The sequence below is a fragment of the Kytococcus sp. Marseille-QA3725 genome (assembly GCF_054950055.1).
Genome location: NZ_JBUCLA010000002.1, coordinates 693,537 through 718,862 on the forward strand (window position 1 = coordinate 693,537; position 25,326 = coordinate 718,862).

The window sequence follows — 25,326 nt, forward strand, 5'->3', positions numbered from 1 at the left end:
GTCAGCGGCTGTGGAGGTTCCTCCCGGACAAGGGCCTCAGGGTGTTCGCTCCCTCGCAGCGACGCCCCGGAAGGTCCGGGGCACGAGGGGAGGAGGAGTATCCATGGACGTCACCCGACAGCGCCTCGCCCGCACCGCCGCCGGTCTCTCGGCGTCGGCGGCCGTCACCGCCAGCGCCCTGGCCATGGCCGCACCCGCCCAGGCCGGGGACACCGGCGTGCCGGAGCTGGAGCAGATCAAGCACTGCGAGTCGCGTGGGGACTACGCCGCCGAGAACGGGGGCACCTCGGCCTCCGGCGCCTACCAGTTCCTCGACAGCACCTGGCAGGTCATCGCCGGCGACAGCGGGTACTCCCACGCCGCCGACGCCCCCGAGTCCGTGCAGGACGCCGCTGCCGTGAAGCTCTACGAGCAGGAGGGCACCACCCCCTGGGCCGCCAGCCAGGGCTGCTGGGGCGGCGGGTCGGCTCCCACGACGAGCGAGCAGCCGACCGACGACACGGCCACCCCGTCCGCGGAGGAGGACGAGCCGCAGCTCTCGATGCGGCGCATCGCCTTCTGAGGCGTTCCCCCTGATGCCGGCTCAGCGACCGAGCCGGCGCATCTCGTCGTCACCGGACCCGTCGGTCGGAGGCTCCTCGGCCTCCGGTCGGCGGGTTCTCGCGTCGAGGTGGGGCGGCAGGGCATGCCCCCGGTCGGGGCCACGACGTGGTCGGTGCCGGCGTCGGCGGCCGTGGCCGCTGAGGACCCGGAAGACCCAGGTGCGGGGCACGTGCACACCGGTGGCGAGGTACTCGACGTCCGCGTCGTTGTACACGGTCGAGGTCAGGTCGGAGAGCCCCTCGGCGGTGCCGAGCACCATCAGGCCGTCACCGGGGCGCAGGACGGTCTCCGGGCCGGGAGCCACCGTCTTCTGGCCGTCACGGGAGTGCACCGCCACGTAGACCTGCAGCGGCTCCCCGGACTCGGGATGCACCAGCAGCTCACCGAGCGTGATGGAGCCCCTCTGGAGCCACCGCGTCAGGGCGGGTGCGTGCCGGGCCTCGATGTCGAGCCGCGCTGCCTGCGGGGCACGGGTGCCCACGCGGTCCTGCAGGTCGGCCAGCACCCGCGCCGCCCACTCGTCGGAGCGCTGCAACACCTTGCGCACGAAGTGCCAGTAGTTCGGGCTCACCAGGTAGGCGAGTGCCTCCTGGGCGATCAGCTCCGCCGGGTGGAAGGTCGTGTCCGGGGCGAACGCCTCCACGGTGGACCGCCGCCCCAGCGACTTCTGACGGAGCACCAGGAAGCACTTCGGGTTGGCCTGTCGCACACGCGCGGCGACCGACAGGTTGACGATGTCGCTCTCGGCTCCCACGACCACGCCGGTCACGGAGGTCAGGTCGACGTGGTCACCGGTGGGGGAGGCATGGGTCACCTCCAGCCCCGCGGCGCGCAGGTCTCGGGCGACCTCCTGCCCGAACTCGGCATCGCTCACGACCAGCCAGTGCCCGCTGTCGAGGTGCTTGGGGCGGGGAGGTGGCAGCTCCGTGCCGGGAGAGTTCATGAGCCAGGTCACCAACCGGTGCACGTTCGGCTTCTGCAGCTGCATGGCCAGGTAGGTGCCGAACTCGTCGAGCGGGTTGATGACGTGCTCGGGGTAGAAGTCGCGCATGCGGTGCGCCATCGCGCTGCGGGAGGCGCGGGCGATGACGGGTACGTCTGGGCGCAGCAGGTTGACCGACATGACGATGGACAGGTTGGTCTCGTCGTCCTCGGTCATGGCCAGCACGCCGTGGCACCACTGGCTGCCCAGTCCCGCCGTGCCGAGGGTGGCCACCTTGCGTGCGTCCCCGTGCAGGCCGTAGACGCGCCCGCCGGCCCGGCCCATCGTCATCCGCTCGAGGCGCTCGGCGTCCTCGTCGACGACCACCACGTTGCGCTCGATGGCGAGCAGCCCCTCGGCGACCGCGGAACCGGCCTGTCCGTGCCCCACCACGATGTAGAAGGGCTCCCGGGTGCGGTGCAGCGTGCGCATCAGGCGCAGCTCCGCCATCGCCTCCCGGAAGCCGGGGGCCGAGAGGATGGAGAAGAGGGAGGTCACCGCGAAGGTCCAGGTGAACACCGAGGCGAAGATCGAGCCCATCACCCACATGCGCTGCGGGATGGTGAACTCGTTGGGCACTTCGCCGAAGCCGATCGTGGTGGCCGTGTACGACATGACGTACAGCGAGTCGAACACCGTCAGCCGCCGGGGGTCGCCGTTCGCGTCGACACCCGGCATGAGGGACAGGCCGAGCACGCTCACCGTGAAGACGGCGATCACCATGAGCAGCGGACCGCGCATGCGCCGCAGCGCGAACAGGAGCACCTCGCCCGCGCGGTCGTCGGCGGGGACCGGGACCTCCCGGCGCCGGCGGGACTCGACACGGACCGCCCGGTGGTGGGCGGTCATGCGGGTGAGGGGGTGGACCACGTCGCCTCCGGCTCAGCGGCCGCGGTAGTTCACGGTCTCCACCACCAGGATCACCAGCGAGACGAGGTTCGCCAGCAGCGAGCCGACCGCCAGGGAGACGACCGACGACATCTCGTGGGTGGTGACGACCTCGCTCCCGGTCTGGCTCACCAGGACCCAGACGGCGGCCGCGGCGAGCAGCTGCAGGCAGGACACCAGGCTGGCGGCGAACTGCACGGCGCCCACGTGGGTGCGGTCACCGAGCTTGAGGATGGCGGCGACCAGGTTGACCACGACGGCGGCGTAGAGCTCGTAGGAGTTGTGGAACGCGGGGTTGCCGATGTCACCGGCGACGTACCCGAAGTTCAGGGTCGCGGCCAGGAGCACGAAGAAGCCGAAGACAACCTTCTCGAAGTTCACGCCCCGACCATACGTGGTGAGCAGGGCGGTGGGGGTTCCCTCACAGGGGGGGGTGCCAGGGCGCATCAAGAGGGAGTCACCGGACCCCTCAGTACGGTGACTCCCTGTCCCTTGTATGCGCCGCCCGGACTCTCCTCCAGAAGGCCCAGCGGCCGAGAACGTGTCCCTCGCTCTCGATGACACTCATGTAAACCCGGCCAAATCTCATGCGCCGCACGCCCTCCTCACAGGAGGCTCACAACTTCCCTCACTGCCTGTTGCCTCTTACCCTGTCGGGCGTGACCGTGAACCAGACCGTGCACGTCCTGCTGGTCGAGGACGACGAGATGCTGCGAGAGACCACTGCCCTGGTGCTGGAGCGCCAGGGGTTCTCCGTGTCCACGGCCGAGGACGGGGTCGACGCCCTGGACGTGCTCCGGCGGGAGACCTTCGACGTCGCCGTGGTGGACGTGATGATGCCGCGGATGGACGGCATCACGTTCGCCCGGAAGGTGCGGGAGGACTCCGACCTGCCGATCGTGCTGCTCACGGCGCGCGACTTGCCGCACGACCAGCTGGCCGGTTTCCAGGTGGGGGTCGACGACTACGTGACCAAGCCGTTCGACGGCGAGGTGCTGGCGGCCCGTCTGCGTGCGGTGCTGCGGCGCGTGGACACGGTGCCCGCCGAGCCGGTCACCACGACCGTGCGGGTGGCCGACCTCTCGGTGAACAAGGACGGCATGGTCGTGCAGAAGGCGGGGGAGACCATCAGCCTGAGCGCCACCGAGTTCCGCCTCCTGGAGGTGCTGCTGGACCACCGTGGACGGGTGCTCTCGCGCCACCAGCTGCTGGAGATGGTGTGGGACATCGGCTCCTGGGGTGACACCCACGTGGTCGAGGTGACCGTCCAGCGGCTGCGTCGCAAGATCGGTGCCGAGCGCATCGTCACCGTGCGAGGAGCCGGGTACAAACTGGTGGATGCGTGAGCCCCAACCGCTTCCGGGGGGTCGGGGGCAGGGCCAGCAGCCGCACGGGGGGCATCCCCACCCACCGTCTCGACGCGGCCGTGACCGGGCCGATGCGGGTGAGCGGCCAGCTCTCCCGGGACCGCGCGCACGTCGGGCGCACCCGCTGGCGCCACTCGATCCGGACCCGCATCGTCCTGGCCGTCCTGCTGGTGTCGATGCTGACCAGCGCCGGACTGGGCATCCTGCTCTCGGTGCAGGCCGCCGAGGCGGCCCGGGAGAACCTGCGTCAGCAGGCGGTCACCCGACTGGACACGGTGACCGACTCCTACCGGCTCGACGGACGCGTGAGGCGCGGGGCGACGGCGGACCCGGACGCGCCCCCGACGATCGTCACCAGCGGGATGAAGCAGGGGGAGCGCCGCAGCTACTACGACGGTGACACGATGTGGGCCACCGAGCGCCTCGGTGAGGACGTGCTGCTCACGGTGCAGCTGGACGACGACGCCCTGCGTGAGCAGGTCGCCGAGCGCATGCGCACGCTGATGCTCTCCCTCGCGCTCGCGTCGCTGCTCTCGGCCGCCGGTGCCTGGGCCCTCGGGAGCGCCCTGTCGAGCCGGCTGCGGCGGGCGGCGACGGCGGCCACCGCGATGGCCGAGGGGGACACGACGGCACGCACCGACCAGGGCGGCCGGGACGAGGTGGCGGCCCTGACCCGTGCGGTGGACACGCTGGCGGTGACCCTGCAGACCCGGTTGGAGGCCGAGCGCGCCTTCACCGCGGACGTCGCCCACGAGCTGCGGACCCCCGTGACTGGCCTCGTCAGTGCCGTGGAGCTGCTGCCGGAGGGGAGGCCGGCCGGTCTCGTGCGCACCCAGGTGGGGCGGCTGCGCCGGCTGGTCGAGGACCTGCTGGAGGTCTCCCGCCTCGAGAGCGGGTCGGAGGTCGCGTCCCTGGAGGAGCACGACCTCGGGGAGATCGTTGACCGGACGGTCCGCTTCCTGGCGGTGTCCGCGCCCTGCGAGCGGGTGGAGCTGCGGGGTGAGTCCCCGGTGCGGGTGATGATCGACCCACGTCGCTTCGAGCGGATCATGGCCAACCTGCTGGTCAACGTGCAGCGCCATGGCGGCGGGCGGTGCGTGATCACGGTCGTGCGCCGTGCCGTGGTCGTCGACGACTTCGGGGAGGGCTACCCGACCGAGATCCTGGAGCGGGGGCCGCAGCGCTTCCACGGCAGCGGGGCCACGAAGGGCACCGGGCTGGGCCTCACGATCATCTCCAAGCAGGCCGCCACCATGGGGGCGACGGTCGAGTTCGACCGGGCGCGCTCCGGGGGCGCCCGCACCGTCCTGCGCTTCCAGGCCGTCGACTGACCCGTCCCGCGGCACCGTGCCCCGGCGCGCGGCCGGGGACGGGTCAGTGGGGCAGCTCGTAGGTCTCGCGGGAGGTCGACCCCACCGGCCTGCCGTCCGGGAACTCCACGATGACCGAGGTGTACACGCTGCCGGCCTGCGAGGTCTTCACCTCGGGCGCCTCGACCTCGACCTGGTAGGTCTCGAGGTCCCCCTCGGCGCAGTTGGGCTGGCAGTTGTTCACGCTGAACTCGCCGGTTCCCTTCGCCCCACCGGCGTCCCACTCGGCCCACTGCAGCTGGCTGAGGGTCGCGTTGGTGTCCTGGCAGTCCAGGTTGAGCGTCTCCGGGCGCACCAGGGTGCCCTCGCCCAGGCAGTCGAGGATCTGCGGCTCCGGGTCCTCGTGCGCGCTGGTGGTGGCCGAGCCCGCCGGGGGGCCGGAGGTGGCGGAGGCGTCGGGGGAGACCTCGGCGGCGCTGTCCAGGCCGTGGGACTGGGGCACCTCGTCGGGGCCGGCGCAGGCGGCCAGCAGCAGCGGCGCGGCGGCCAGGGCGATCCAGCCGGTGGAGCGGGAGAAGGGGTGCACGGTGCCTCGGGTGTCCTCGGGTCGGGGGAGAGGAGCGTGGTGCCAGTGTGCGCCATCGGGGAGGGTCGGGGGTGCACCGCCTCCGTGCGGCGGGTGAACGGCGCGACCTGCCGCTCGTGGCGCCCCGTTCCGAGGGGGTCCAGCGGATATCCTCTGCCCAGGACTTTCGTCTCCCGAGCCGCCAGGGGGACGAGGCAGCCACTCCAGCACCGGCGGACGAAGGAGCGCTCATGACCGACAAGTGGGGTGAGGACGACCACCTCGACGCCCGCGACGTGGACGGCACCGATCACTACGACTCCGCCGACGGCGAGGAGTGGTACGAGGTGACCCGTCGCTACCGCCGCGGCCTGGGCGGATGGTGGTGGCTGGCCCTGCTGGCGATCCCCCTGCTCCTCGCCCTGCTGGGCTCGCTGCTCTCCGGTGGTGACGACGAGTCGGAGGGCAAGAGCTCCTCCGCGGCCTCCACCGAGTCGTCCTCGGGCGCGGAGTCCGGGGACGAGCAGGCCGCGACGAAGCTCTCGTACACCGGTGGGAAGGACGAGGTGCGCTTCGCCGCCTCGGCCCCCAGCGAGGCCGACCGCGACGCCCTGGTCAAGGCCGTCGAGGACGCCAACGAGGGCAAGGCCGTGAGCTCGGACGTGACGGTCGACGAGAAGGCCCCGATCATCGAGGGCGCTGCCCTGGGTGCGCTCACCAACGCCCTCAAGGCCGGCGGTGACGGACTGGAGATCTCCGGCGACACCTCCAAGCTGACCCTGTCCGGCGACGTCGCCGACGAGGCCGCCCGCAAGAAGGTGAACTCCGGCCTGGCGACCGTCTACCCGGACGCGCAGATCAGTGACGAGATGACCGTGGGCGGCAAGAAGGGCTCCGGCCCCTCCGCCCCGGCCGAGCCGAGCGAGTCGCCCAGCGAGTCCTCCGCCCCCGAGTCGAGCAAGAGCACCGAGCCCAGCGAGAGCCCGGAGCCGAGCAAGAGTGCCGAGCCCAGCACGTCGCCCAGCGAGAGCGCCGAGCCGAGCAAGACCCCGGAGCCCAGCGAGTCGTCCGCCCCGGCGGAGCCCAGCAAGAGCCCGGAGCCCAGCCCCTCCTCCCCGATCGAGGACCCGGCCGAGGGCGCCGTCTCCTCGATCGACGACCTGACCTGTGACAACGCCAAGGCGTCGATGGAGAAGGTCAACTCCTCCAGCCCGATCAGCTTCCCCTCCGGCAGCGACGCGCTCTACGGCGACTCGGCCGCGAACGCGGGCCGCATCGGCTCCAAGCTGGCGGACTGCGACGTCGACGTCGTGGTGACCGGGTACCCGGACGCCGGCAAGGACAACCAGGCGCTGGCCGAGTTCCGCGCCGAGAAGGTGGCCCAGGCGCTCGTGGTGGCGGGCATCGACAACAGCCGCATCGAGCAGAAGAACGAGTCCGGGAACGGGCGCGCCGGTGACCGGCACGTCACGATCCAGGTGAAGTGAGAGGACAGGACCGATGGCTGAGTTCCTGATGGAATGGCTGTGGTACCTCGTGGCGTTCGTCATCGGAGCGCTTGCGACGTACGTGATTGTCGGCATGACGGTGCCCGCGGACTCCGAAGAGGCCGCCTTCGCCGACCTGCCCGGCGCCCGTGAGATCGGAGACGACGCGTGAACTGGATGCTGATGATCCTGGCCTTCCTGCTGGGGGCCCTGGTCACCTGGCTGTGGTCCGTGCGCAGCGTCACGCGCGTCATCCCGGCCAGCGAGTACGACGGCCACCTGGGTGGACGTGACGGCGACCGCTTCGAGGTCGAGGAGGACGACCGCCACGGTTACTACTCCGAGCGCGAGGACGCCGCCGAGGTGGACATGGTCCGCCCGGAGGACACGACCGCGGACGAGGCCGAGGGCGCCCACGCCCTCGGTGACGAGCCGGAGGGGACCGACGAGGACGTCGCCGGGACGCCGGTGGACGACCGGGACGACGAGGTCGTCGACACCGAGCGCACGGACCGGGACGACGAGGTCTTCGACGCCGAGCGTGACGCCGAGACCGACACCGTCGACGGCACCACCGCGGCGGCCGTCGCCGGTGGCGGGGTGGCCGGCATCGCCGCCGGCTCCCAGCTCGGTGACGACGACCACGACGTGACGGACGCCGGCGAGGGTGCGCACGCGCTGGGTGACGAGGACCCGGACGACGACGTCCAGCCGGTGACCCGCGAGGCCGACCACACCCAGGCGATCCCGATGGTGGGCCAGACCGAGGACGACGTGGCCGACTCCGACGTGGCCGAGGCCGATGACGCCGAGGAGCCCTACGGCCCCGGTTCCGCGCGGCCGGCGGCGGACGGTTCCGGCCCCGAGGGCTGGGCCGTGAAGGGCAACGTGGACAGCGGCCTGTTCCACACCGAGGACAGCCCCGGCTACGACAACACGACCGCGGAGGTCTGGTTCGTCGACGAGGAGTCCGCCGTCGCTGCGGGCTTCCGCCACTGGGACCGCAAGCAGCGCTGACGGTCGCAGCACGCGCGCAGGGCCCCGTCCACCGACCGGTGGACGGGGCCCTGCGCGTGCCGGGTCAGTCCCGGTGGCCCAGGGCAGCCTCGTACAGCTCGCGCGTGGCGATGCCGGTCTCACCGGCCACCTGCTTGCAGGCGTCCTTGAGCCGCTGTCCCCCGGCGACCAGCTCCTGCACGCGGGCGCGGGCGGCGGCCGGGTCCGCGGCCCGCGCCTCCGCTCCCTGCACGACGATCGTGATCTCCCCGCGGGCCCCCTCGACCGCCCAGGCGGCCAGCTCCGCGAGGCCGCCGCGCCGCACCTCCTCGTAGGTCTTCGTGAGCTCGCGGCAGACCGCGGCCGGGCGGTCCTTCCCGAAGGTCTCCGCCATGGCCCGCAGGGTGTCCGCCAGCCGGTGGGGGGCCTCGAAGAAGATCATCGTGCGTCGCTCGTCGGCCAGCTCGGCGAGCACCGTGGAGCGCTGCCCGGTCTTGCGGGGCGGGAAGCCCTCGAAGCAGAAGCGGTCCACGGGCAGGCCGGAGACGGCCAGTGCCATGAGGGCCGCGCTCGGTCCGGGCACGCAGGTCACCGTCAGGTCGCGCTCCACGCACGCCTGCACCAGCCGGTATCCGGGGTCGCTCACCGAGGGCATGCCCGCGTCGGTCACCAGCACGACGCGGGCCCCGTCCTCGATGCGGCCGGTCAGCTCCGCGGTGCGGGAGGCCTCGTTGTGCTCGTGGTAGCTCACCAGCGGGGCCTCGATGGTGACGCCCAGCGCCGCGGCCAGCCGCAGGGTCCGCCGGGTGTCCTCGGCGGCCACCAGATCGGCCCCCGCGAGTTCCCGGGACAGCCGGGGGGCGGCGTCCGCCGGGTCGCCGATGGGGGTCGCGGCCAGGACGAGTGCTCCGTGGGTCATGCGGGCCATCATCCCGCGAGATCACAACACGACAACGAAGAGGGCACATTTCGGCAAAGTGGCCGGAGACGGCGAGGTGCGTGCGTTTCCATGGGTTTCGGCGTCCAGGGACCACAGAGGGTGGGCCGCGCCAGCGACCCTTCAGGAGACTCCGTGCTTGCTGCCCTCACCGGCATCGGCCTGTCGGCCGCGGCCGGACTCAACGCCTACGTCCCCTTCCTGCTGGTGGCCTGCGTCGCGCGCTTCACCAACTTCATCACCCTGCCCCCGGACTTCGTCTGGATCGAGTCCTGGTGGGCCATCCTCGGGGCCAGCGTGCTGCTCCTCGTGGAGGTGACGGTCGACAAGGTCGCGGTGGTGGACCACGTCAACGACGCGGTGGGCACCTTCCTGCGCCCCATGACCGGCGGGCTGATCTTCGCGGCCACCTCGGCCGCCGACAGCATCGACAACTCGCAGTGGATGGCCGAGCACCCCTGGGTGGGCGTCATCGCCGGCATCCTCGTGGCCGGGCTGGTGCACTCGGGCAAGGCCGCCGCCCGACCGGCGGTCAACGCGAGCACGGCCGGGGTGGGGGCCCCGGTGGTGTCGCTGGCCGAGGACGCGGCGTCCATCTCGCTGAGCCTGGTGGCGATCTTCGCGCCGCTCTTCGTGCTCGTCCTGCTGGCGGTCCTCGCCTGGATCGTCTGGTCGGTGTGGCGGCACCTGCAGCGTCGGCGCGACCACCGGCGCCCGGAACCGGAGTACGTGCCCCTCGCCTCGTAGACTCAGGCGGTATGAGCAAGGTTCTCTCGGCCGTCGCCTGGCCCTACGCCAACGGCCCCCGCCACCTCGGTCACGTCGCCGGCTTCGGGGTCCCCTCGGACGTCTACTCGCGCTACATGCGCATGGCCGGCCACGACGTGCTGATGGTGTCGGGCACCGACGAGCACGGGACGCCGATCCTCGTGCAGGCCGAGGCCACGGGGAAGACGCCGCAGGAGTTCGTCGACGAGAACAACCGCGCCATCTGCGAGGACCTCACGGCGCTGGGGCTGTCCTACGACCTCTTCACGCGCACCACGACGGTGAACCACCACGAGGTCGTGCGGCAGATGTTCACCGCGGTGCACGACAACGGCTACTTCGTCGAGCAGACCCAGCTGGGCGCGATCAGCCCGTCCACCGGCCGCACCCTGCCGGACCGCTACATCGAGGGCACCTGCCCCATCTGCGGCGACGACTCGGCCCGCGGCGACCAGTGCGACAACTGCGGCAACCAGCTCGACCCGGCCGACCTGGTCGACCCGCGCTCGCGGGTCAACGGCGAGACGCCGGAGTTCGTGGAGACCAACCACTTCCTGCTCGACCTGCCGGCCCTGGCCGAGGCGCTCGGCGAGTGGCTCGAGGGGCGGGAGGCGTCCGGTGCCTGGCGCCCGAACGTCATCGCCTTCTCCCGCAACATCCTCAAGGAGATCCGCCCGCGGGCCATGACCCGCGACATCGACTGGGGCATCAAGGTGCCGCTCGAGGGCTGGGAGGACGCCCCCAAGCGGCTCTACGTCTGGTTCGACGCCGTCATCGGCTACCTCTCGGCGTCCATCGAGTGGGCCCGCCGCAGCGGTGACCCGGAGGCCTGGCGGGCCTGGTGGAACGACCCGGAGACGCTCTCGGCGTACTTCATGGGCAAGGACAACATCGTCTTCCACTCCCAGATCTGGCCGGCCGAGCTGCTGGCCCACAACGGGCAGGGCGGCAAGGGCGGTCACCCCGGGCCCTACGGGGAGCTCGTGCTGCCGACCACGGTCGTCTCCTCGGAGTTCATGACCCTGGAGGGGCGGCAGTTCTCGACCTCCCGCGGGCACGTCATCTACGTCCGGGACGTGCTGGAGCGCCAGCAGCCGGATGCGATCCGCTACTACCTCTCGGCCGTGGCGCCGGAGACGAGTGACGCCGACTTCTCCTGGGAGGAGTTCGCCCGCCGCATCAACGGCGAGCTCGTCGCCGGCTGGGGCAACCTGGTGAACCGCACCGCCTCGATGATCGCGAAGAACTTCGGGGAGGTGCCGACGCCGGGTGAGCTGCAGCAGGTGGACCGTGACCTGCTGGAGGCCGTGTGCGGTGGCTTCGCCACCGTCGGCGGCCTGCTCGAGCGCTTCCGCAACCGGCAGGCCCTCGCCGAGGCGATGCGCCTGGTAAGTGAGGCGAACGCGTACATCTCCACGACCGAGCCGTTCAAGCTCAAGGGCGAGGAGAACGCCGAGCGCCTGGCCACGGTGCTGTGGACCTGCGCCCAGGCCGTGACCGACCTGAACACGATGCTCGCGCCCTTCCTGCCGCACTCGGCCAACCAGGTGGAGCAGGTCCTCGGCGGGCAGGCGGTCGTCGCGCCCCTGCCGCGGGTCGAGGAGGTCACCGACCTGGACGACCCCTCGCGCTCCTACCCCGTGATCACCGGTGACTACACGACGGGGGCGCGCTGGGAGCCGCGCGACGTGACGGTCGGGGCGCCGGTGGCCAAGCCGACGCCGATCTTCCGCAAGCTCGACGACGAGGCCGTGCAGCGCGAGCGCGAGCTGACGACGGTGGCCCCCGCCGAGGGACCCGCCGGGGAGCGCTGAGCCGTGGCCCCGCACTCCAGTCCCCGCAGCACCCAGCCGCCGCCGCTGCCGGACCCGCTCCCGCTCCCGGTGGTGGACAACCACACCCACGTCGACATCGAGCGCGACGGGGTGGAGATGGGGGACGGCGCCGGGGTGCGCGGCGTCATCGAGACCGCGGCCGCGGTCGGGGTCGACCGGCTGGTGCAGATCGGCTGCGAGGTCGAGTCCGCCCGCACCACCGCCGAGGTGGTCACGCGCCACCCCGAGGTGCTCGGCGGCGTCGCCCTGCACCCGAACGAGGTGCCCCGGCTCGCCGCCCGCGGGGAGCTCGAGGCGGCGCTGGAGGTCATCGACGAGCTGGCCCGCGGGGAGCGCATCCGGGTGGTCGGGGAGACCGGTCTGGACTACTTCCGCACCGAGGAGGCCGGGCGCGGCGTGCAGCAGGACGGCTTCCGCTGGCACGTCGCCAAGGCCAAGGAGCTCGGCAAGGCCCTGCAGATCCACGACCGCGACGCCCACGGCGACGTGCTGCGGATCCTCGCCGAGGAGGGGGCGCCGGAGAAGACGGTGCTGCACTGCTTCAGCGGCGGCATCGAGATGGCCCGCGAGTGCGTGGAGCGCGGCTACTACCTGAGCTTCGCGGGCACGGTCACCTTCAAGAACGCCCGCGAGCTGCGCGACGCGCTCTCGGTGGTGCCGCTGGACCGCGTGCTGGTGGAGACCGACGCGCCGTACCTGACCCCGCACCCGCACCGCGGTGCGCCGAACGCGCCCTATCTGGTGCCGCTCACCGTGCGGACGATGGCGACCACGCTGAACGTCTCGGTGCCCGAGCTGTGCCAGGCGATCTCGGAGAACTCCGAGCGGGTGTACGGCCCGTGGTGAGCCCCGACGGCGGCTCCGGGGCCACCACGCCCGAGCCCGTCGAGGCCCCCGACGCCGGCCTGCTCGGTCCGGCGCAGATCCGTGAGCTGGCCGACCGGCTCGGGGTGAGCCCGACCAAGCAGTGGGGGCAGAACTTCGTCATCGACAAGGGGACCGTCCGGCGCATCGTGCGTGCCTCGGGTGTGGGGGCGCAGGACCACGTCGTCGAGGTCGGACCCGGTCTCGGCTCGTTGACCCTGGCGCTGCTGCCGACGGTGGCCTCGCTCACCTGCGTGGAGGTCGACCCGCGGCTCGCCGAGGCACTGCCGGACACCGTCGGGGCGCTGGCCCCGGAGCGGGCGGCGGGCCTGCGCGTGGTGCACGCCGACGCGCTGAAGGTCACCGAGCTGCCCGGCCCCGCGCCCACGGCCCTCGTGGCCAACCTGCCCTACAACATCGCGGTGCCCGTGGTGCTCACCTTCCTGGAGCGCTTCCCGACGCTGCGCACGGTCCTGGTGATGGTGCAGCTGGAGGTGGCCGAGCGCATGTCGGCCCAGCCCGGCTCCAAGGTGTACGGGGCGCCCAGCCCCAAGTGCGCCTGGTACGGGCCCACCCGGCTGGCCGGCCGCATCGGCCGCAACGTGTTCTGGCCGGCGCCCAACGTCGACTCGGGCCTGGTCCGCATCGACGTGCGACCGCGCGACGAGCACGAGGCCGGTGCCAGCCGACAGGACGTGTTCGCCTGCATCGATGCCGCGTTCGCCCAGCGCCGCAAGACGCTGCGCGCGGCGCTGTCCGGGTGGGCGGGCTCGGCGCAGCGGGCCGAGGAGGCGCTGGTCGCCGCCGGCATCGATCCCCGGACCCGCGGTGAGGTGCTCGACGTGGAGGGGTTCACCCGGCTGGCGGCGGCGCGGGGGCGGCTCGCCGACTGAGGAGGGGCCTCCGGGCGGGCACACGGCAGTGGTCCACGGGTCCCCATAAGGTGAGGCCATGACGACCCGTGCGGCCACCTCCTCCGTCACCGTCCGCGTCCCGGCGAAGGTGAACCTGGCGCTCCGGGTGGGGCCGACCGACGGGGACGGCTACCACGCGCTGGCGACGGTCTTCCACGCCATCGGGCTGTACGACGAGGTGACCGTGCGCCCGGCCGACCGGCTCTCGCTCACCGTGAGCGGCCCGCAGGCCGAGCTGGTCCCGACCGACCGCTCCAACCTCGCCTGGAGGGCCGCCGAGCGGATGATGCACACCTACGACCAGCTCTGCGGCGTGATGCCGAGGGGCCCGGTGGCCGTCCACATCGACAAGGCGATCCCGGTGGCCGGTGGCATGGCCGGGGGGTCCGCGGACGCCGCCGCCACCCTGCTGGCGGTCAACCACCTCTGGGGTGACGAGCTCATGCCGGGGGACCTGCGCACCTTCGCGGCCGAGCTCGGCTCCGACGTGCCCTTCGCGCTGGAGGGCGGTACCGCGCTGGGCACCGGGCGCGGCGACGAGGTGAGCCCGGCGCTCTCCCGCGGTGAGCTGCACTGGGTGGTCGCCCACGGCTTCGAGGGGCTCTCCACGCCGGCGGTGTACCGGGAGTTCGACCGCCTGAATGCCCCCGACCACCGCACCGACCTGCTGCCCGAGGCCGAGCCGCCCACCGAGCTGCTGCAGGCGCTCGCCGCGGGTGACCCGGCCGTGGTGGCCCGGCACCTGGAGAACGACCTCCAGGAGGCGACGCTCAGTCTGCGCCCGGACCTGCGGGCCGTGCTGGACGCCGGGCGCGAGCTGGGAGCGCTCAGCGGGATCGTCTCCGGGTCCGGCCCGAGCATCGCCTTCCTCACGGCGGACCACGAGTCCGCCATCGACCTGAGCATCGGGCTGGCCGCCCTCCGCGAGGCCCCGGAGGTGGCCGTCGCCAGCGGCCCGGTGCCGGGGGCGCGGGTCGTCTCCGGCTGAGCCGACCGCACGTAGGGTGGCGCCCGTGAATCCACCCGTGAACCTGCTGAACGCCGAGGGCCTGCACCTGGTGTACGGCACCCGCACCCTGCTCGACGACGTCACACTGGGCCTCAACGACGGCGATCGCATCGGTGTGGTGGGGCGCAACGGTGGGGGCAAGTCGACGCTGCTGCGGGTGATGGCGGGACTGGCCGAGCCCGACTCCGGGCGCGTGGTGCGCTCCCGCGGGGCGACCGTCGGCATGCTGCGCCAGCGCGACGACATCGCGCCCGACGCGACGGTGCGCGACGTGGTGCTGCCCGGTCTGGAGGAGCACGAGTGGGCGGCCGACGCGCGGATCCGCGGGGTTCTGACCGGTATGCTCGGCGGCCTCGATGCCGAGGGCCTCGGCGGACTGGACCAGCTGGTCGCCGGGATGTCCGGTGGCGAGCGGCGCCGCATGACCCTGGCCGCGCTGCTGGTGGAGGACCCGGACGTCCTGCTGCTCGACGAGCCGACCAACCACCTCGACGTCGAGGGCGTGGCCTGGTTGGCCGAGCACCTCCGCGGCCGGCGCCGGGCCGGGCAGGCGCTGGTGGTCGTCACCCACGACCGCTGGTTCCTCGACGCGGTGGTCGAGCAGACCTGGGAGGTCGTCGACGGCGCGGTGCACCAGTACGAGGGCGGGTACGCGGCCTTCGTGCAGGCCCGCGCCGAGCGCGCCCGCATCGAGCAGGCCACCGAGGAGAAGCGGCAGAACGTCCTGCGCAAGGAGCTCGCCTGGCTGCGCCGCGGGGCGCCGGCGCGCACCAGCAAGCCGAAGTTCCGCATCGAGGCCGCGGACGCCCTCATCGCGAACGAGCCCGAGCCGCGCGACGAGGTGGCGCTGGCCCGGTTCGCGACGACCCGTCTGGGCAAGGACGTCTACGACCTGGTGAACGCGACCGTCCGCGTGGGCGAGGGGGACGAGGAGACCACGCTGCTCGAGGGGCAGACCTGGCGCCTCGGTCCCGGTGACCGCTACGGCATCGTCGGGGTGAACGGGGCCGGCAAGTCGACGCTGCTGCGGGTGCTGCTGGAGCAGGTGCCGCTGGCCGGCGGCAAGCTGAAGGTCGGGCGCACGGTGCAGCCGGCGATCCTGTCGCAGGACCTGCGGGAGCTTGACGCCGTGGCAGGCATGACCGTCATCGACGCGATCACGATGGTGCGCTCCTACACCGTGCTGGACGGCAAGGAGGTCTCGGCGAGCTCGCTGGCCAAGCGGCTGGGCTTCTCCGGGCAGCGGCAGCAGAGCCGGGTGAGCGACCTCTCCGGTGGTGAGCGGCGCCGGCTGCAGTTCGTGCGGCTGCTGCTGGACGAGCCGAACGTGCTGATGCTCGACGAGCCGACGAACGACCTCGACATCGAGACGCTCACCTCCATGGAGGACGTCCTCGACGGCTGGGCGGGCACGCTGCTGGTGGTGAGCCACGACCGCTACCTGCTGGAGCGCATGGCCAACCGGCAGGTGGCGCTGCTGGGGGACGGTCGCATCCGCGACCTGCCCGGCGGGGTGGAGCAGTACCTCGAGCTCCGGCGGCAGCGCCGCGACGCGGGCCGGGGGACCGGTCGCGGAGGGCGCGACGCGGTGGAGGCCGTGGCGCAGGCCTCCGGGCTCTCGCCGGCGGGTGGGGGCACGGTGTCCGGTGGTGCGGCCGGTGGCTCCGAGACGCCCTCGGGCCTCAGCCCGGCGCAGGAGCGCGCCCTGACCAAGGCGATGGCGCGCGCGGAGAAGCAGATGGAGAAGGCCACCGCGGGGCTGGAGGAGGTCCACGGGGCGATGGCGGAGGCGGCCACGGACCCCGACCGGCTGGCCGAGCTCTCGGCGCGGGAGCGGGAGCTGCGCGAGCAGCACGACGCCGCCGAGGCCGAGTGGCTGGAGGCGGCCGACCAACTGGGTTGAGCCCCCCGGATGACGCCCCGTGGGGCCGGCCCGGCCGGGTTCCCGCTTGGTAAGGTTTCCCTTGCCCTGTTCGGGTCCGTGGTGCACCGCCGCGGAGCCCGGAGCACCCGAGTGAGAGGTCATCATGCGCCCTGTGAAGGTTGCCGTCATCGGCGCCGGCCCGGCCGGCATCTACGCCGCGGACATCCTGACCAAGGAGCACGAGCAGGCCACCGTCGACGTGTTCGACCGCCTCCCGGCCCCCTACGGCCTGGTCCGCTACGGCGTGGCTCCCGACCACCCCCGCATCAAGGAGATCGTCAAGGCCCTGAAGCGGGTGCTCTCCGGCGACCGGCTGCGCTTCGTGGGCAACGTCGACTTCGGCACCGACGTCACCTTCGAGCAGCTCCGTCGCCACTACGACGCCGTCATCTTCGCCACCGGCGCGATGGGGGACCGTCCGCTGGACATCCCCGGCATCGACAAGGAGGGGTCGCACGGCGCAGCGGCCTTCGTCAGCTGGTACGACGGCCACCCCGACGTCGCGCGCGAGTGGCCGCTGGACGCCGAGTCGGTCGCCGTCATCGGTGCGGGCAACGTGGCGCTGGACATCGCCCGCATGCTGGCCAAGCCGGCCGACGAGCAGCTGGGCACCGAGATCCCCGAGAACGTCTACCAGGGCCTGAAGGCCAACCGGGCCAAGGACATCCACGTGTTCGCCCGCCGCGGCCCGGCGCACCTGAAGTTCTCCCCGATGGAGTTCCGCGAGCTCTCGCACAGCCCGAGCGTGGACGTCGTCATGACCGAGGAGGGCTTCGAGATCGACGACGCCGGGCAGGCGGCCATCCAGAAGGCCAAGTCCACCAAGCTCGTCGTGGACACGCTGCTGAAGTACCTGGAGAAGGAGCCGACCGGGGCGCCGCACCGCATCCACCTGCACCTCATGCAGGCGCCGGTGGAGGTGCTCGGCGACGAGTCGGTCACCGGTCTGCGCACCGAGGTCATGCAGTACAACGGCGACGGCTCGGTCTCCGGCACCGGGGAGTTCAAGGACTGGGACGTGCAGGCCGTCTACCGGGCGGTCGGCTACCGGAGCAGCCCGCTGGAGGGGCTGCCCTTCGACCACGGCTCCGGGACCATCCCGCACGAGGCCGGCCGCGTCATCGAGGACGGGGCGCCCAAGGAGGCCGCGTACGTCACCGGGTGGATCAAGCGCGGGCCGGTCGGGCTCATCGGGCACACCAAGTCCGACGCGAAGGAGACCATCGAGTCGCTGATGGCGGACCTGGACTCGCTGCCGGCGGCCGAGGGCTCGCCCGACGAGCTGCTGGCCGAGCTGCGCGAGGCCGGGGTGGACATGACCCTCTTCGACGAGTGGGAGCGCCTGGACGCGCACGAGATGGCCCTCGGCGAGGCCGCCGGGCGAGAGCGCATCAAGGTCGTGAGCCGCGAGGACATGATCGCCGCCGGACGCCAGGCAGCACAGGAGGCTGCGGCCTCGGCCTGACGCCCGCCGCCCGGGTGTCTCGGCACTGCCCGGGGTGGCCCCGCCACGCCATAGGATGGAGGGGTCACAGCCGCAGACCCCGGGGAGCCCACATGGCCACGTCCAAGCGTCCGTCCACCCAGTCCGTCGCCGCCGAGAAGAAGAGCACGACCGGCCAGCGGGCCTCGTCGAAGACGACCGGCGCGGCGGCCAGGAGCAAGGCGGCCGACGCCACCGCGGCCGCTGACGAGCTCGACGCCCGCACCGAGGACCTGGAGGCGGACGCCGAGGAGGTCGACCCCGACCACGTGCCGATCCTCGTCGACCCGGCCAACCCGGACCCGGAGATCGCGGCCCGGCTGGACGACCTGAAGGCGCGGCTGGAGCAGCGCGGCACCCCGGTGGACGCCGACTCCTGGCGTCACGGGTACCCGTACGACAAGAAGATGAAGCGCGCCGAGTACGAGGCGATCAAGCACGACCTGCAGGTCGAGCTGCTCAAGATGCAGCACCACATCAAGCGCCATGGCGACAAGATCGCCATCCTCTTCGAGGGGCGCGACGCCGCCGGCAAGGGTGGCTCGATCAAGCGCTTCACCGAGCACCTCAACCCGCGTGGCGCCCGCGTGGTGGCGCTGGACAAGCCCACCGAGCGCGAGGCGAGCCAGTGGTACTTCCAGCGCTACGTGCCGCACCTGCCCAGCGGTGGCGAGATCGTGTTCTTCGACCGCTCCTGGTACAACCGCGCCGGCGTCGAGCGGGTCATGGGCTACTGCACCCCCACGCAGTACCAGGAGTTCATGCGCAGCGCCCCCGAGTTCGAGCGCATGCTCGTCAACTCCGGCGTCCGCCTGTTCAAGTTCTGGTTCTCCGTGGGCCGTGCCGAGCAGGCCGCCCGCTTCACCAAGCGCCACACCGACCCGGTGCGCCACTGGAAGCTGAGCCCCACCGACGTCGCCTCGCTGGACAAGTGGGACGCCTACACCGAGGCGAAGGAGGCGATGTTCTTCTACACCGACACCGGTGACGCCCCCTGGACCGTGATCCGCAGCAACGACAAGAAGCGCGCCCGTCTGGAGGCCATGCGCAAGGTGCTCTCCTGCATCGACTACCCGATGAAGGACGAGAAGATCGTCGGCACCCCCGACCCGAACATCGTCCTGTCCGCCAAGGACGCGGTGGACGACGGCGAGAGCGAGCCGGCCGGCTCCTTCCCGAGGATCCGCTGAGCCCCGGCTCCGCGCAGACCATCCCCTGAGGGGCGTGCCCGCCGCGGGCGCGCCCCTCAGGCGTCGTCGGACCCCTCGAGCCGGCTCAGCACCCGCCGCAGCACCGCGGCGATCTCGTCCTGGTCCTGCTGGTCGAGGTCGCCGAGCAGCTCCCGCTCGTGCTCGAGCAGCTGGCTCATCGCCGCGTCCACGGCCTCCCGGCCGGACGGGGTCAGGCGCACGATGACGGCCCGCCGGTCGGTCTCCGAGCGCAGCCGCTCGACGTGCCCCCGGTCCACCAGCCGGTCGATGCGGTTGGTCATGGTCCCGCTGGTCACCAGGGTCTGGGCCACCAGGGCGCCGGGCGAGAGCTCGTACGGGGCGCCGGCGCGGCGCAGCGCCGACAGGACGTCGAACTCCCAGGGGTCCAGCGAGCCCGCGCCGAAGGCGTCCCGTCGGGCGATGTCGAGCAGCCGCGCCAGGCGCGAGACGCGGGAGAGCACCGCGAGCGGGGCGAGGTCGAGGTCCGGGCGCTCGCGCTCCCAGGCCGCCAGCACCAGGTCCACCTCGTCCCGGGGTCCGGGGGGTGTGGGGGACGGGTTCATGCCTCTCAGCGTACGCCCGGTCAAGCATCTTGACGTCGAGAGACCTCGCGCTGCCCTCGGGCCATGAGCTTCTCGTGGGACCCCGCGCAGTACGAGGCCTTCTCCGACCACCGCACCCGCCCGTTCGGTGACCTCCTGGCGCGGGTCGTGGGGATGGACTCCAGTGCCGAGATGCTGGCCAGCGCCCGGAGCAAGGTGGAGGCGCAGGGGCTCGCCGACCGGGTGGACCTCGTGGAGGCGGACATCACCGGGATCGACCTGGTCGGTCTCGCCGGTGGCGCTCCCGACGTCCTCGTCACCACCTCCACGCTGCACTGGGTGCCCGGGCACGACGCACTGCTGGGCCGGTGGCTCGCGGCGCTCGCGCCCGACGGCTGGCTCGCGATGCAGGTGCCCGGCAACTTCGACGCCCCCAGCCACCGTCTGCTGCGTGAGGCGGCCGCACGGTCCGACCACGCGGCGGAGGAGGCCTTCCTCGACGACTACTCGCGGATGCTCCGGGAGGCCTCCCCGCGCCTTCCGGGCGGTGGCGTCGTCCTGCCCTTCCGGCGGGTCTTCGGCGTGGCCCGTCGCCACGGGTGACGGAGTCGGTGGGGCCGTGGCGTGGCCATCGACCGACCGGTGGGTGCGAGGATGGTCACATGATCGACCGTTCCGCCGCCGAGGCAGCCGTCCGCTCCTACTACGAGGCCGTCGACGCCGACGACGTCGAGAGGCTCGTCGGGTTGTTCACCCCCGACGCGACCTACGAGCGTCCCGGGTACGAGCCCTTCGTGGGCCACGAGGCGCTGCGTGCCTTCTACACGGGTGACCGCGTCATCGAGTCGGGGGAGCACACGCTGGACACCCTGCTCGTGGACGGTGACCAGGTCGCCGTCCACGGCCGATTCGAGGGCACGCTCAAGGACGGCAGCGCCGCGGCCGTCCGCTTCGCCGACTTCTACGTGCTGGACGACGAGGCGCGGTTCAGCCGCCGCACCACCTTCTTCCACGCCGCCGCGGTCTGAGCCCGCCGTGCCCGATCTGAACGCAGCCCTCTGGGCCGGTGGCGTCTTCCTGCTCCTGCTGGTCGTGGTGGTCGTGCTCATCCGGCTGATCGTCCGCAGCACCCGTCGCTCCGCGGCCCACGAGGCCGCCCTGCAGCAGGACCCGAGCGAGCCCGTGCCGGGGGAGCAGGCGCCCCACCGGCCGGGGGACTGAACCGCCCCCGAGGCTGGACCGGGCCCGCCGCGTAGGCTGGTCCGGCCCTTCGGGGCGTTCCCCGGTTGCTCTGCTGGTAGGGGCCGCCTGACTTTGAATCAGGACTAGCGACGTAGGTTCGATTCCTACCCGGGGAGCCCTTCCCACGGCCACCGCGTCAGCCCTCTCGGCGGGTCGACGCAGTAGAGTCGGCGGAGAACGACAGGGCCCCGGTGCTGCCGGGGCCGACCCGTGAGACCCACCGACCGCTGGAGTCCTGTTGAGCACTGCACAGCCCGCTGCCGTCATCGTCCTCGCCGCCGGTGAGGGAACGCGGATGAAGTCGACCCTCCCCAAGGTGCTGCACCCGATCGGTGGGCGCACCCTGCTCGAGCACGCGCTGAACGCGGCCCGCGAGGCCGGCCCGCAGCACCTGTCCGTGGTCGTCCGCCACGAGCGCGAGCGCGTGGCGGCGCACGTCGCCGAGGTCGACCCGCAGGCGCTGATCGCGGACCAGGACGAGGTGAAGGGAACCGGCCGCGCCGCCGAGGCCGGCATGTCCGTGCTCCCGGAGGACCTGGTCGGCACGGTCATCGTCACCATGGGTGACGTGCCGCTGCTCACCGGGCAGACCCTGACCGACCTGACCGCCGCCCACGAGGCCGCGGGTGCGGCGGTCACCGTCATCACCGCCGACCTGGAGGACCCGACCGGCTACGGCCGCATCGTCCGCGACGCCGACGGCTCGGTGCGCAAGGTGATGGAGCACAAGGACGCCCTCGCCGCCCGCGAGGCCGGCGGTGAGGACGCCGACGTCATCGACGTCCGCGAGATCAACTCCGGCATCTGGGCCTTCGACGCCGCGGTGCTGCGCGAGTTCCTGCCGCGCCTGGGCACCGACAACACGCAGGGCGAGAAGTACCTGACCGACGTGCTGGGCCTCTCGCGCGAGGCCGGTGGCACGGTCGCGGCCCACAAGATCACCGACACCCTGCAGACCGAGGGTGTGAACAACCGGGTGCAGCTCTCCGAGCTCGGTGGCGAGCTGAACCGCCGCACCGTGCGCCACTGGCAGATGGAGGGTGTCACCGTCGTCGACCCGGCCACCACCTGGATCGATGCCGACGTCACGCTGGGGCGCGACGTGGTCATCCGACCCAACACCCAGCTCCTGGGTGCCACCAGCGTCGGCGACGACGTGGTGCTCGGCCCGGACACCACCCTGACGGACGTCGAGGTCGGCCGCGGCGCCTCCGTGGTGCGGACGCACGGTGACCTCTCGGTCGTCGGTGAGGGCGCCTCGGTCGGTCCGTTCGCCTACCTGCGCCCGAACACCGAGCTGGGCCGCGACTCCAAGATCGGCACCTTCGTGGAGACCAAGAACTCCACCATCGGCACCGGCACCAAGGTGCCCCACCTGACCTACGTGGGTGACGCCGAGATCGGCGACCACAGCAACATCGGCGCCTCCAGCGTCTTCGTCAACTACGACGGCGTCACCAAGTCGCGCACCCACATCGGCAGCCACTGCCGCACCGGCTCGGACACCATGTTCATCGCCCCGGTGACCGTCGGGGACGGCGCCTACACCGGCGCCGGCACCGTGGTGCGCAAGGACGTGCCCGCCGGTGCGCTGGCCATCACGGTCGCCCCGCAGAAGAACATCGAGGGCTGGGTGCAGGAGAAGCGGGCCGGCACCGCCGCCGCGCAGGCGGCCGACGAGGTCGCGCGCGAGCGCTCCTCCGAGGGCTGACAGACTGCCCCGCAGAGACCGAGTCGATGAGGATGTGTGCATGAGCGACCAGGGCCAGGATCGTCCACTCGTGAGCGAGCCGGTGCAGGGTGCCCCGCTGGGCATCCAGCGCACCACGGAGAAGAACCTCATGGTCTTCTCCGGCCGGGCGCACCCGGAGCTGGCGACCGCGATCGCCGAGGAGCTCGGCTCTCAGGTGGTGCCGACGGAGGCCTACGAGTTCGCCAACGGTGAGCTCTACGTCCGGTACAACGAGTCGGTGCGCGGCTGCGACGCCTTCGTCATCCAGGCGCACACCGCCCCCATCAACACGTGGCTGATGGAGCACCTCATCATGGTCGACGCGCTGAAGCGTGCCTCGGCCAAGCGGATCACCGTGGTGCTGCCGTTCTACGGCTACGCCCGGCAGGACAAGAAGCACCGTGGCCGGGAGCCGATCTCGGCCCGGCTGGTCGCGGACCTGTTCAAGACCGCCGGCGCCGACCGGCTGATGGCCGTCGACCTGCACACCGCGCAGATCCAGGGCTTCTTCGACGGTCCGGTCGACCACCTCATGGCCATGCCGATCCTCGCGGACTACGCGAAGGACAAGTACGGCGACGAGGACCTCGTCGTGGTCTCCCCGGACGCCGGGCGCATCAAGGTGGCCGAGCAGTGGGCGCAGCGCCTGGGCAACCGCCCGCTGGCGTTCATCCACAAGACCCGGGACATCACGCGGCCCAACGAGTCGGTTGCCAACCGCGTCATCGGCGAGGTCGAGGGCCGGGTCTGTGTGCTGGTCGACGACATGATCGACTCCGGCGGCACCATCTGCAAGGCCGCCGACGCGCTGATGGCCGAGGGCGCCAAGGGCGTCGTCATCGCCGCCACGCACGGCATCCTGTCCGGTCCGGCCATCGAGCGGCTGCGGGACTCCGTGGCACGCGAGGTGATCCTCACCGACACCCTGCCGATCCCCGCGGAGCGCCAGTTCGAGAGCCTCACGGTGCTCTCGATCGCGCCGCTGCTGAGCCGCGCGATCCACGAGGTCTTCGAGGACGGGTCGGTCACCAGCATGTTCGACGGGCGGGCCTGATTTCGGTCCACCCGCCCAGCGGGTCTAGAATCCCCCGCACCTGAGCTTCGGCGAGGGGCGGCTCACGCCGGACGGGTCCTCCGTCCGGGGCGGGCGCGCCCGTTATCGACGCGGCGAAGAAGGTTGTTGCCACGCGGTCCTCCGCCGGGGCAGGTCTTCCTCGCGGCCCTCGCCACCACCGAGGAACACCTGAGGAGAAGACCATGGCCAACCAGACCATCAATCTCACCTGCCAGGAGCGCACCAGCTTCGGCAAGGGCGCCGCCCGCCAGGCCCGTCGCGAGGGCGGCATCCCCGCCGTCGTCTACGGCCACGGCGAGGGCCCCTTCCACGTCATCCTGCCGGCGCACGAGGCCTTCATCGCCCTGCGTCACACCAACGCCCTGATGACCCTGACCTGGGGCTCAGGCGAGGACCGCCTGGTGCTGGCCAAGGACGTGCAGCGCGACCCGATCAAGCCGATCATCGAGCACGTCGACTTCATCATCGTGAACCGCCACGAGAAGGTCACCGTCGACATCGCCATCCACGTCGAGGGCGAGGCCGGCCCGGAGACCGTCGTCTCCGTCCCGCAGGCCACCCTGTCCGTGGACGCCCCGGTGCTGGACATCCCGGAGTCGATCACCGTCTCCGTCGAGGGCGCCGAGGCCGGCACCGTCATCACGGCCTCCGAGATCGAGCTGCCCGAGGGCGTCGAGCTGGTCACCGACGGCGAGGAGGCCATCGTCATCGTCTCCGAGGCCATCTCCGAGGAGGCCCTGGAGGCCGAGCTCGCCGAGGCCGAGGCCGAGGCCGGCATCGAGCAGGACGAGTCCGACGAGGAGGCCGCCGAGGGCGGCGACTCCGAGGGCGGCGAGTCCGAGGGTGGCGAGGACGAGCCGTCCGAGTGACCCGCCGTGGGCCGCGGCGACGCGGCGCACACCCCGGCACGGGGCCCTGCCACGATGGTGGGGCCCCGTGCCCGTGTCCGGGCCGATCCAGACCGAGGAGCTGACCGATGGAGTTCGACGAGGGACCGTGGCTGGTCGTGGGTCTGGGGAACCCCGGGCCGCGCTACGCCGGCAACCGGCACAACGTGGGCGCGATGGTGGTGGCCGAGATGGCCGCCGCGGCCGGGGCACGGCTGGGTGCCGCCAAGCGCGCCAAGGCGGTGAGCGCCGAGGTGCGGGTGGGCACCCGTCCCGGTGGGGGGCCCGGGGCACGCGTCGTCCTCGCGGTGCCGCTGGACTTCATGAACGTCAGCGGCGGCCCGGTGAGTGCCCTGGCGAAATACCACGGCATCGACCCGGAGCACGTGGTGGTGCTGCACGACGAGCTGGACATCGACTTCAGGGCCGTGCGGCTCAAGAAGGGCGGGGGCGAGGGAGGCCACAACGGTCTGCGCTCGGTCTCCCAGTCGCTCGGCACCAAGGACTACCACCGGGTGCGCCTGGGGATCGGTCGCCCGCCGGGCCGCATGGAGGTGGCCGACTTCGTGCTGCGCGACTTCAGCAGCACCGAGCGGAAGGAGCTCCCCTTCCTGCTCGGTGACGGCGCCGACGCCGTGGAACGGCTGCTGCTGCAGGGGCTGGAGGCGGCCCAGCAGCACCACCACTCACCGCGCTGACCCCGGG

The 25,326-nt window shown here is 72.2% G+C and carries 26 protein-coding genes and 1 tRNA gene; 22 read left to right on the forward strand and 5 right to left on the reverse strand.

Annotated elements, in window-relative coordinates:
* The first annotated feature begins 103 nt into the window (after nucleotides 1-103).
* On the forward strand, nucleotides 104-562 hold the full coding sequence (locus tag ACY8FT_RS11420; protein WP_462419010.1) for a transglycosylase family protein: 459 nt from the start codon (nucleotides 104-106) through the stop codon (nucleotides 560-562).
* Between the two features lie 21 nt (nucleotides 563-583).
* On the opposite strand, the gene ACY8FT_RS11425 is transcribed toward ACY8FT_RS11420, so the two are convergent.
* Both ACY8FT_RS11425 and ACY8FT_RS11430 read right to left on the reverse strand, forming a co-directional pair.
* Nucleotides 584-2,455 (reverse strand): NAD-binding protein, encoded by a 1,872-nt coding sequence (locus ACY8FT_RS11425; protein WP_462419011.1) that lies wholly within the window; start codon nucleotides 2,453-2,455, stop codon nucleotides 584-586.
* Nucleotides 2,456-2,467: 12 nt separating this feature from the next.
* Complete coding sequence (locus ACY8FT_RS11430; RefSeq protein ID WP_462419012.1) at nucleotides 2,468-2,854, reverse strand: DUF6394 family protein; 387 nt, start codon at nucleotides 2,852-2,854, stop codon at nucleotides 2,468-2,470.
* Between the two features lie 278 nt (nucleotides 2,855-3,132).
* Between ACY8FT_RS11430 and ACY8FT_RS11435 the strand changes: the two genes are divergently transcribed.
* Nucleotides 3,133-3,819: a response regulator transcription factor gene (locus ACY8FT_RS11435; protein ID WP_462419013.1), complete on the forward strand. Its 687-nt coding sequence runs from the start codon at nucleotides 3,133-3,135 to the stop codon at nucleotides 3,817-3,819.
* On the forward strand, nucleotides 3,816-5,171 hold the full coding sequence (locus ACY8FT_RS11440; protein WP_462419014.1) for a sensor histidine kinase: 1,356 nt from the start codon (nucleotides 3,816-3,818) through the stop codon (nucleotides 5,169-5,171). Before ACY8FT_RS11435 ends, ACY8FT_RS11440 begins: the two co-directional genes overlap by 4 nt.
* A 43-nt stretch (nucleotides 5,172-5,214) precedes the next feature.
* Here the strand turns inward: ACY8FT_RS11440 and ACY8FT_RS11445 are convergent, their stop codons facing one another.
* Entirely contained in the window at nucleotides 5,215-5,736 is a 522-nt protein-coding gene (locus tag ACY8FT_RS11445; protein WP_462419015.1) for a hypothetical protein, read from the reverse strand.
* Between the two features lie 230 nt (nucleotides 5,737-5,966).
* Here ACY8FT_RS11445 and ACY8FT_RS11450 point away from each other — a divergent pair, with 230 nt between their 5' ends.
* Genes ACY8FT_RS11450 through arfC form a run of 3 tightly spaced genes read left to right on the forward strand, consistent with a single transcriptional unit; the run spans nucleotide 5,967 to nucleotide 8,219 of the window.
* A complete protein-coding gene (locus ACY8FT_RS11450) occupies nucleotides 5,967-7,202 on the forward strand; it encodes an OmpA family protein (RefSeq protein WP_462419016.1) in 1,236 nt (411 codons plus the stop codon).
* Nucleotides 7,203-7,215: 13 nt separating this feature from the next.
* Nucleotides 7,216-7,374 carry a channel accessory protein ArfB gene (gene arfB / locus ACY8FT_RS11455; RefSeq protein ID WP_462419017.1) on the forward strand — a complete coding sequence of 53 codons (159 nt, stop codon included), beginning with the start codon at nucleotides 7,216-7,218 and terminating at the stop codon, nucleotides 7,372-7,374.
* Nucleotides 7,375-7,379: 5 nt separating this feature from the next.
* Entirely contained in the window at nucleotides 7,380-8,219 is an 840-nt protein-coding gene (gene arfC, locus ACY8FT_RS11460; protein ID WP_462419098.1) for a channel accessory protein ArfC, sunset domain variant, read from the forward strand.
* 64 nt (nucleotides 8,220-8,283) lie between these two features.
* On the opposite strand, the gene rsmI is transcribed toward arfC, so the two are convergent.
* On the reverse strand, nucleotides 8,284-9,117 hold the full coding sequence (gene rsmI / locus ACY8FT_RS11465; RefSeq protein ID WP_462419018.1) for a 16S rRNA (cytidine(1402)-2'-O)-methyltransferase: 834 nt from the start codon (nucleotides 9,115-9,117) through the stop codon (nucleotides 8,284-8,286).
* A gap of 153 nt (nucleotides 9,118-9,270) precedes the next feature.
* On the opposite strand from rsmI, the gene ACY8FT_RS11470 reads away from it, so the two are divergent.
* The 8 genes from ACY8FT_RS11470 to ppk2 all read left to right on the forward strand — a co-directional run bounded on the left by ACY8FT_RS11470 (nucleotide 9,271) and on the right by ppk2 (nucleotide 19,122).
* A complete protein-coding gene (locus ACY8FT_RS11470; protein ID WP_462419019.1) occupies nucleotides 9,271-9,882 on the forward strand; it encodes a DUF4126 domain-containing protein in 612 nt (203 codons plus the stop codon).
* An 11-nt stretch (nucleotides 9,883-9,893) separates the two neighbouring features.
* Nucleotides 9,894-11,717 (forward strand): methionine--tRNA ligase, encoded by a 1,824-nt coding sequence (gene metG / locus ACY8FT_RS11475; RefSeq protein WP_462419020.1) that lies wholly within the window; start codon nucleotides 9,894-9,896, stop codon nucleotides 11,715-11,717.
* Between the two features lie 3 nt (nucleotides 11,718-11,720).
* Entirely contained in the window at nucleotides 11,721-12,584 is an 864-nt protein-coding gene (locus tag ACY8FT_RS11480; protein WP_462419021.1) for a TatD family hydrolase, read from the forward strand.
* Nucleotides 12,581-13,495, forward strand: a complete 915-nt coding sequence (gene rsmA, locus ACY8FT_RS11485; protein ID WP_462419099.1) for a 16S rRNA (adenine(1518)-N(6)/adenine(1519)-N(6))-dimethyltransferase RsmA — start codon at nucleotides 12,581-12,583, stop codon at nucleotides 13,493-13,495. The genes ACY8FT_RS11480 and rsmA overlap by 4 nt, the downstream gene beginning before the upstream one ends.
* 58 nt (nucleotides 13,496-13,553) lie before the next feature.
* On the forward strand, nucleotides 13,554-14,504 hold the full coding sequence (locus ACY8FT_RS11490) for a 4-(cytidine 5'-diphospho)-2-C-methyl-D-erythritol kinase (protein WP_462419022.1): 951 nt from the start codon (nucleotides 13,554-13,556) through the stop codon (nucleotides 14,502-14,504).
* Nucleotides 14,505-14,529: 25 nt separating this feature from the next.
* Entirely contained in the window at nucleotides 14,530-16,428 is a 1,899-nt protein-coding gene (locus ACY8FT_RS11495; RefSeq protein WP_462419023.1) for an ABC-F family ATP-binding cassette domain-containing protein, read from the forward strand.
* A 124-nt stretch (nucleotides 16,429-16,552) separates the two neighbouring features.
* A complete protein-coding gene (locus ACY8FT_RS11500; RefSeq protein WP_462419024.1) occupies nucleotides 16,553-17,914 on the forward strand; it encodes an FAD-dependent oxidoreductase in 1,362 nt (453 codons plus the stop codon).
* Nucleotides 17,915-18,006: 92 nt separating this feature from the next.
* Nucleotides 18,007-19,122, forward strand: coding sequence for a polyphosphate kinase 2 (ppk2, locus tag ACY8FT_RS11505; protein WP_462419025.1), 1,116 nt, complete (start codon nucleotides 18,007-18,009; stop codon nucleotides 19,120-19,122).
* Between the two features lie 56 nt (nucleotides 19,123-19,178).
* On the opposite strand, the gene ACY8FT_RS11510 is transcribed toward ppk2, so the two are convergent.
* Entirely contained in the window at nucleotides 19,179-19,706 is a 528-nt protein-coding gene (locus tag ACY8FT_RS11510) for a MarR family winged helix-turn-helix transcriptional regulator (protein WP_462419026.1), read from the reverse strand.
* Nucleotides 19,707-19,769: 63 nt separating this feature from the next.
* On the opposite strand from ACY8FT_RS11510, the gene ACY8FT_RS11515 reads away from it, so the two are divergent.
* From ACY8FT_RS11515 to pth, 8 genes are all read left to right on the forward strand, one after another.
* Nucleotides 19,770-20,288 (forward strand): methyltransferase domain-containing protein, encoded by a 519-nt coding sequence (locus ACY8FT_RS11515; RefSeq protein ID WP_462419027.1) that lies wholly within the window; start codon nucleotides 19,770-19,772, stop codon nucleotides 20,286-20,288.
* 59 nt (nucleotides 20,289-20,347) lie between these two features.
* Nucleotides 20,348-20,713, forward strand: a complete 366-nt coding sequence (locus tag ACY8FT_RS11520) for a nuclear transport factor 2 family protein (RefSeq protein WP_462419028.1) — start codon at nucleotides 20,348-20,350, stop codon at nucleotides 20,711-20,713.
* 7 nt (nucleotides 20,714-20,720) lie between these two features.
* A complete protein-coding gene (locus tag ACY8FT_RS11525) occupies nucleotides 20,721-20,906 on the forward strand; it encodes a hypothetical protein (RefSeq protein ID WP_462419029.1) in 186 nt (61 codons plus the stop codon).
* A 58-nt stretch (nucleotides 20,907-20,964) separates the two neighbouring features.
* Nucleotides 20,965-21,043: transfer RNA gene (locus tag ACY8FT_RS11530), tRNA-Gln, on the forward strand.
* Between the two features lie 122 nt (nucleotides 21,044-21,165).
* Nucleotides 21,166-22,638, forward strand: a complete 1,473-nt coding sequence (gene glmU, locus ACY8FT_RS11535; RefSeq protein ID WP_462419030.1) for a bifunctional UDP-N-acetylglucosamine diphosphorylase/glucosamine-1-phosphate N-acetyltransferase GlmU — start codon at nucleotides 21,166-21,168, stop codon at nucleotides 22,636-22,638.
* Nucleotides 22,639-22,678: 40 nt separating this feature from the next.
* Nucleotides 22,679-23,713 (forward strand): ribose-phosphate diphosphokinase, encoded by a 1,035-nt coding sequence (locus ACY8FT_RS11540; RefSeq protein WP_462419031.1) that lies wholly within the window; start codon nucleotides 22,679-22,681, stop codon nucleotides 23,711-23,713.
* A gap of 203 nt (nucleotides 23,714-23,916) precedes the next feature.
* The gene (locus ACY8FT_RS11545; protein ID WP_462419032.1) at nucleotides 23,917-24,603 is read left to right on the forward strand and encodes a 50S ribosomal protein L25/general stress protein Ctc; all 687 of its coding nucleotides are present in this window, start codon (nucleotides 23,917-23,919) and stop codon (nucleotides 24,601-24,603) included.
* Between the two features lie 107 nt (nucleotides 24,604-24,710).
* Entirely contained in the window at nucleotides 24,711-25,319 is a 609-nt protein-coding gene (gene pth / locus ACY8FT_RS11550) for an aminoacyl-tRNA hydrolase (RefSeq protein ID WP_462419033.1), read from the forward strand.
* Nucleotides 25,320-25,326 lie beyond the last annotated feature (7 nt).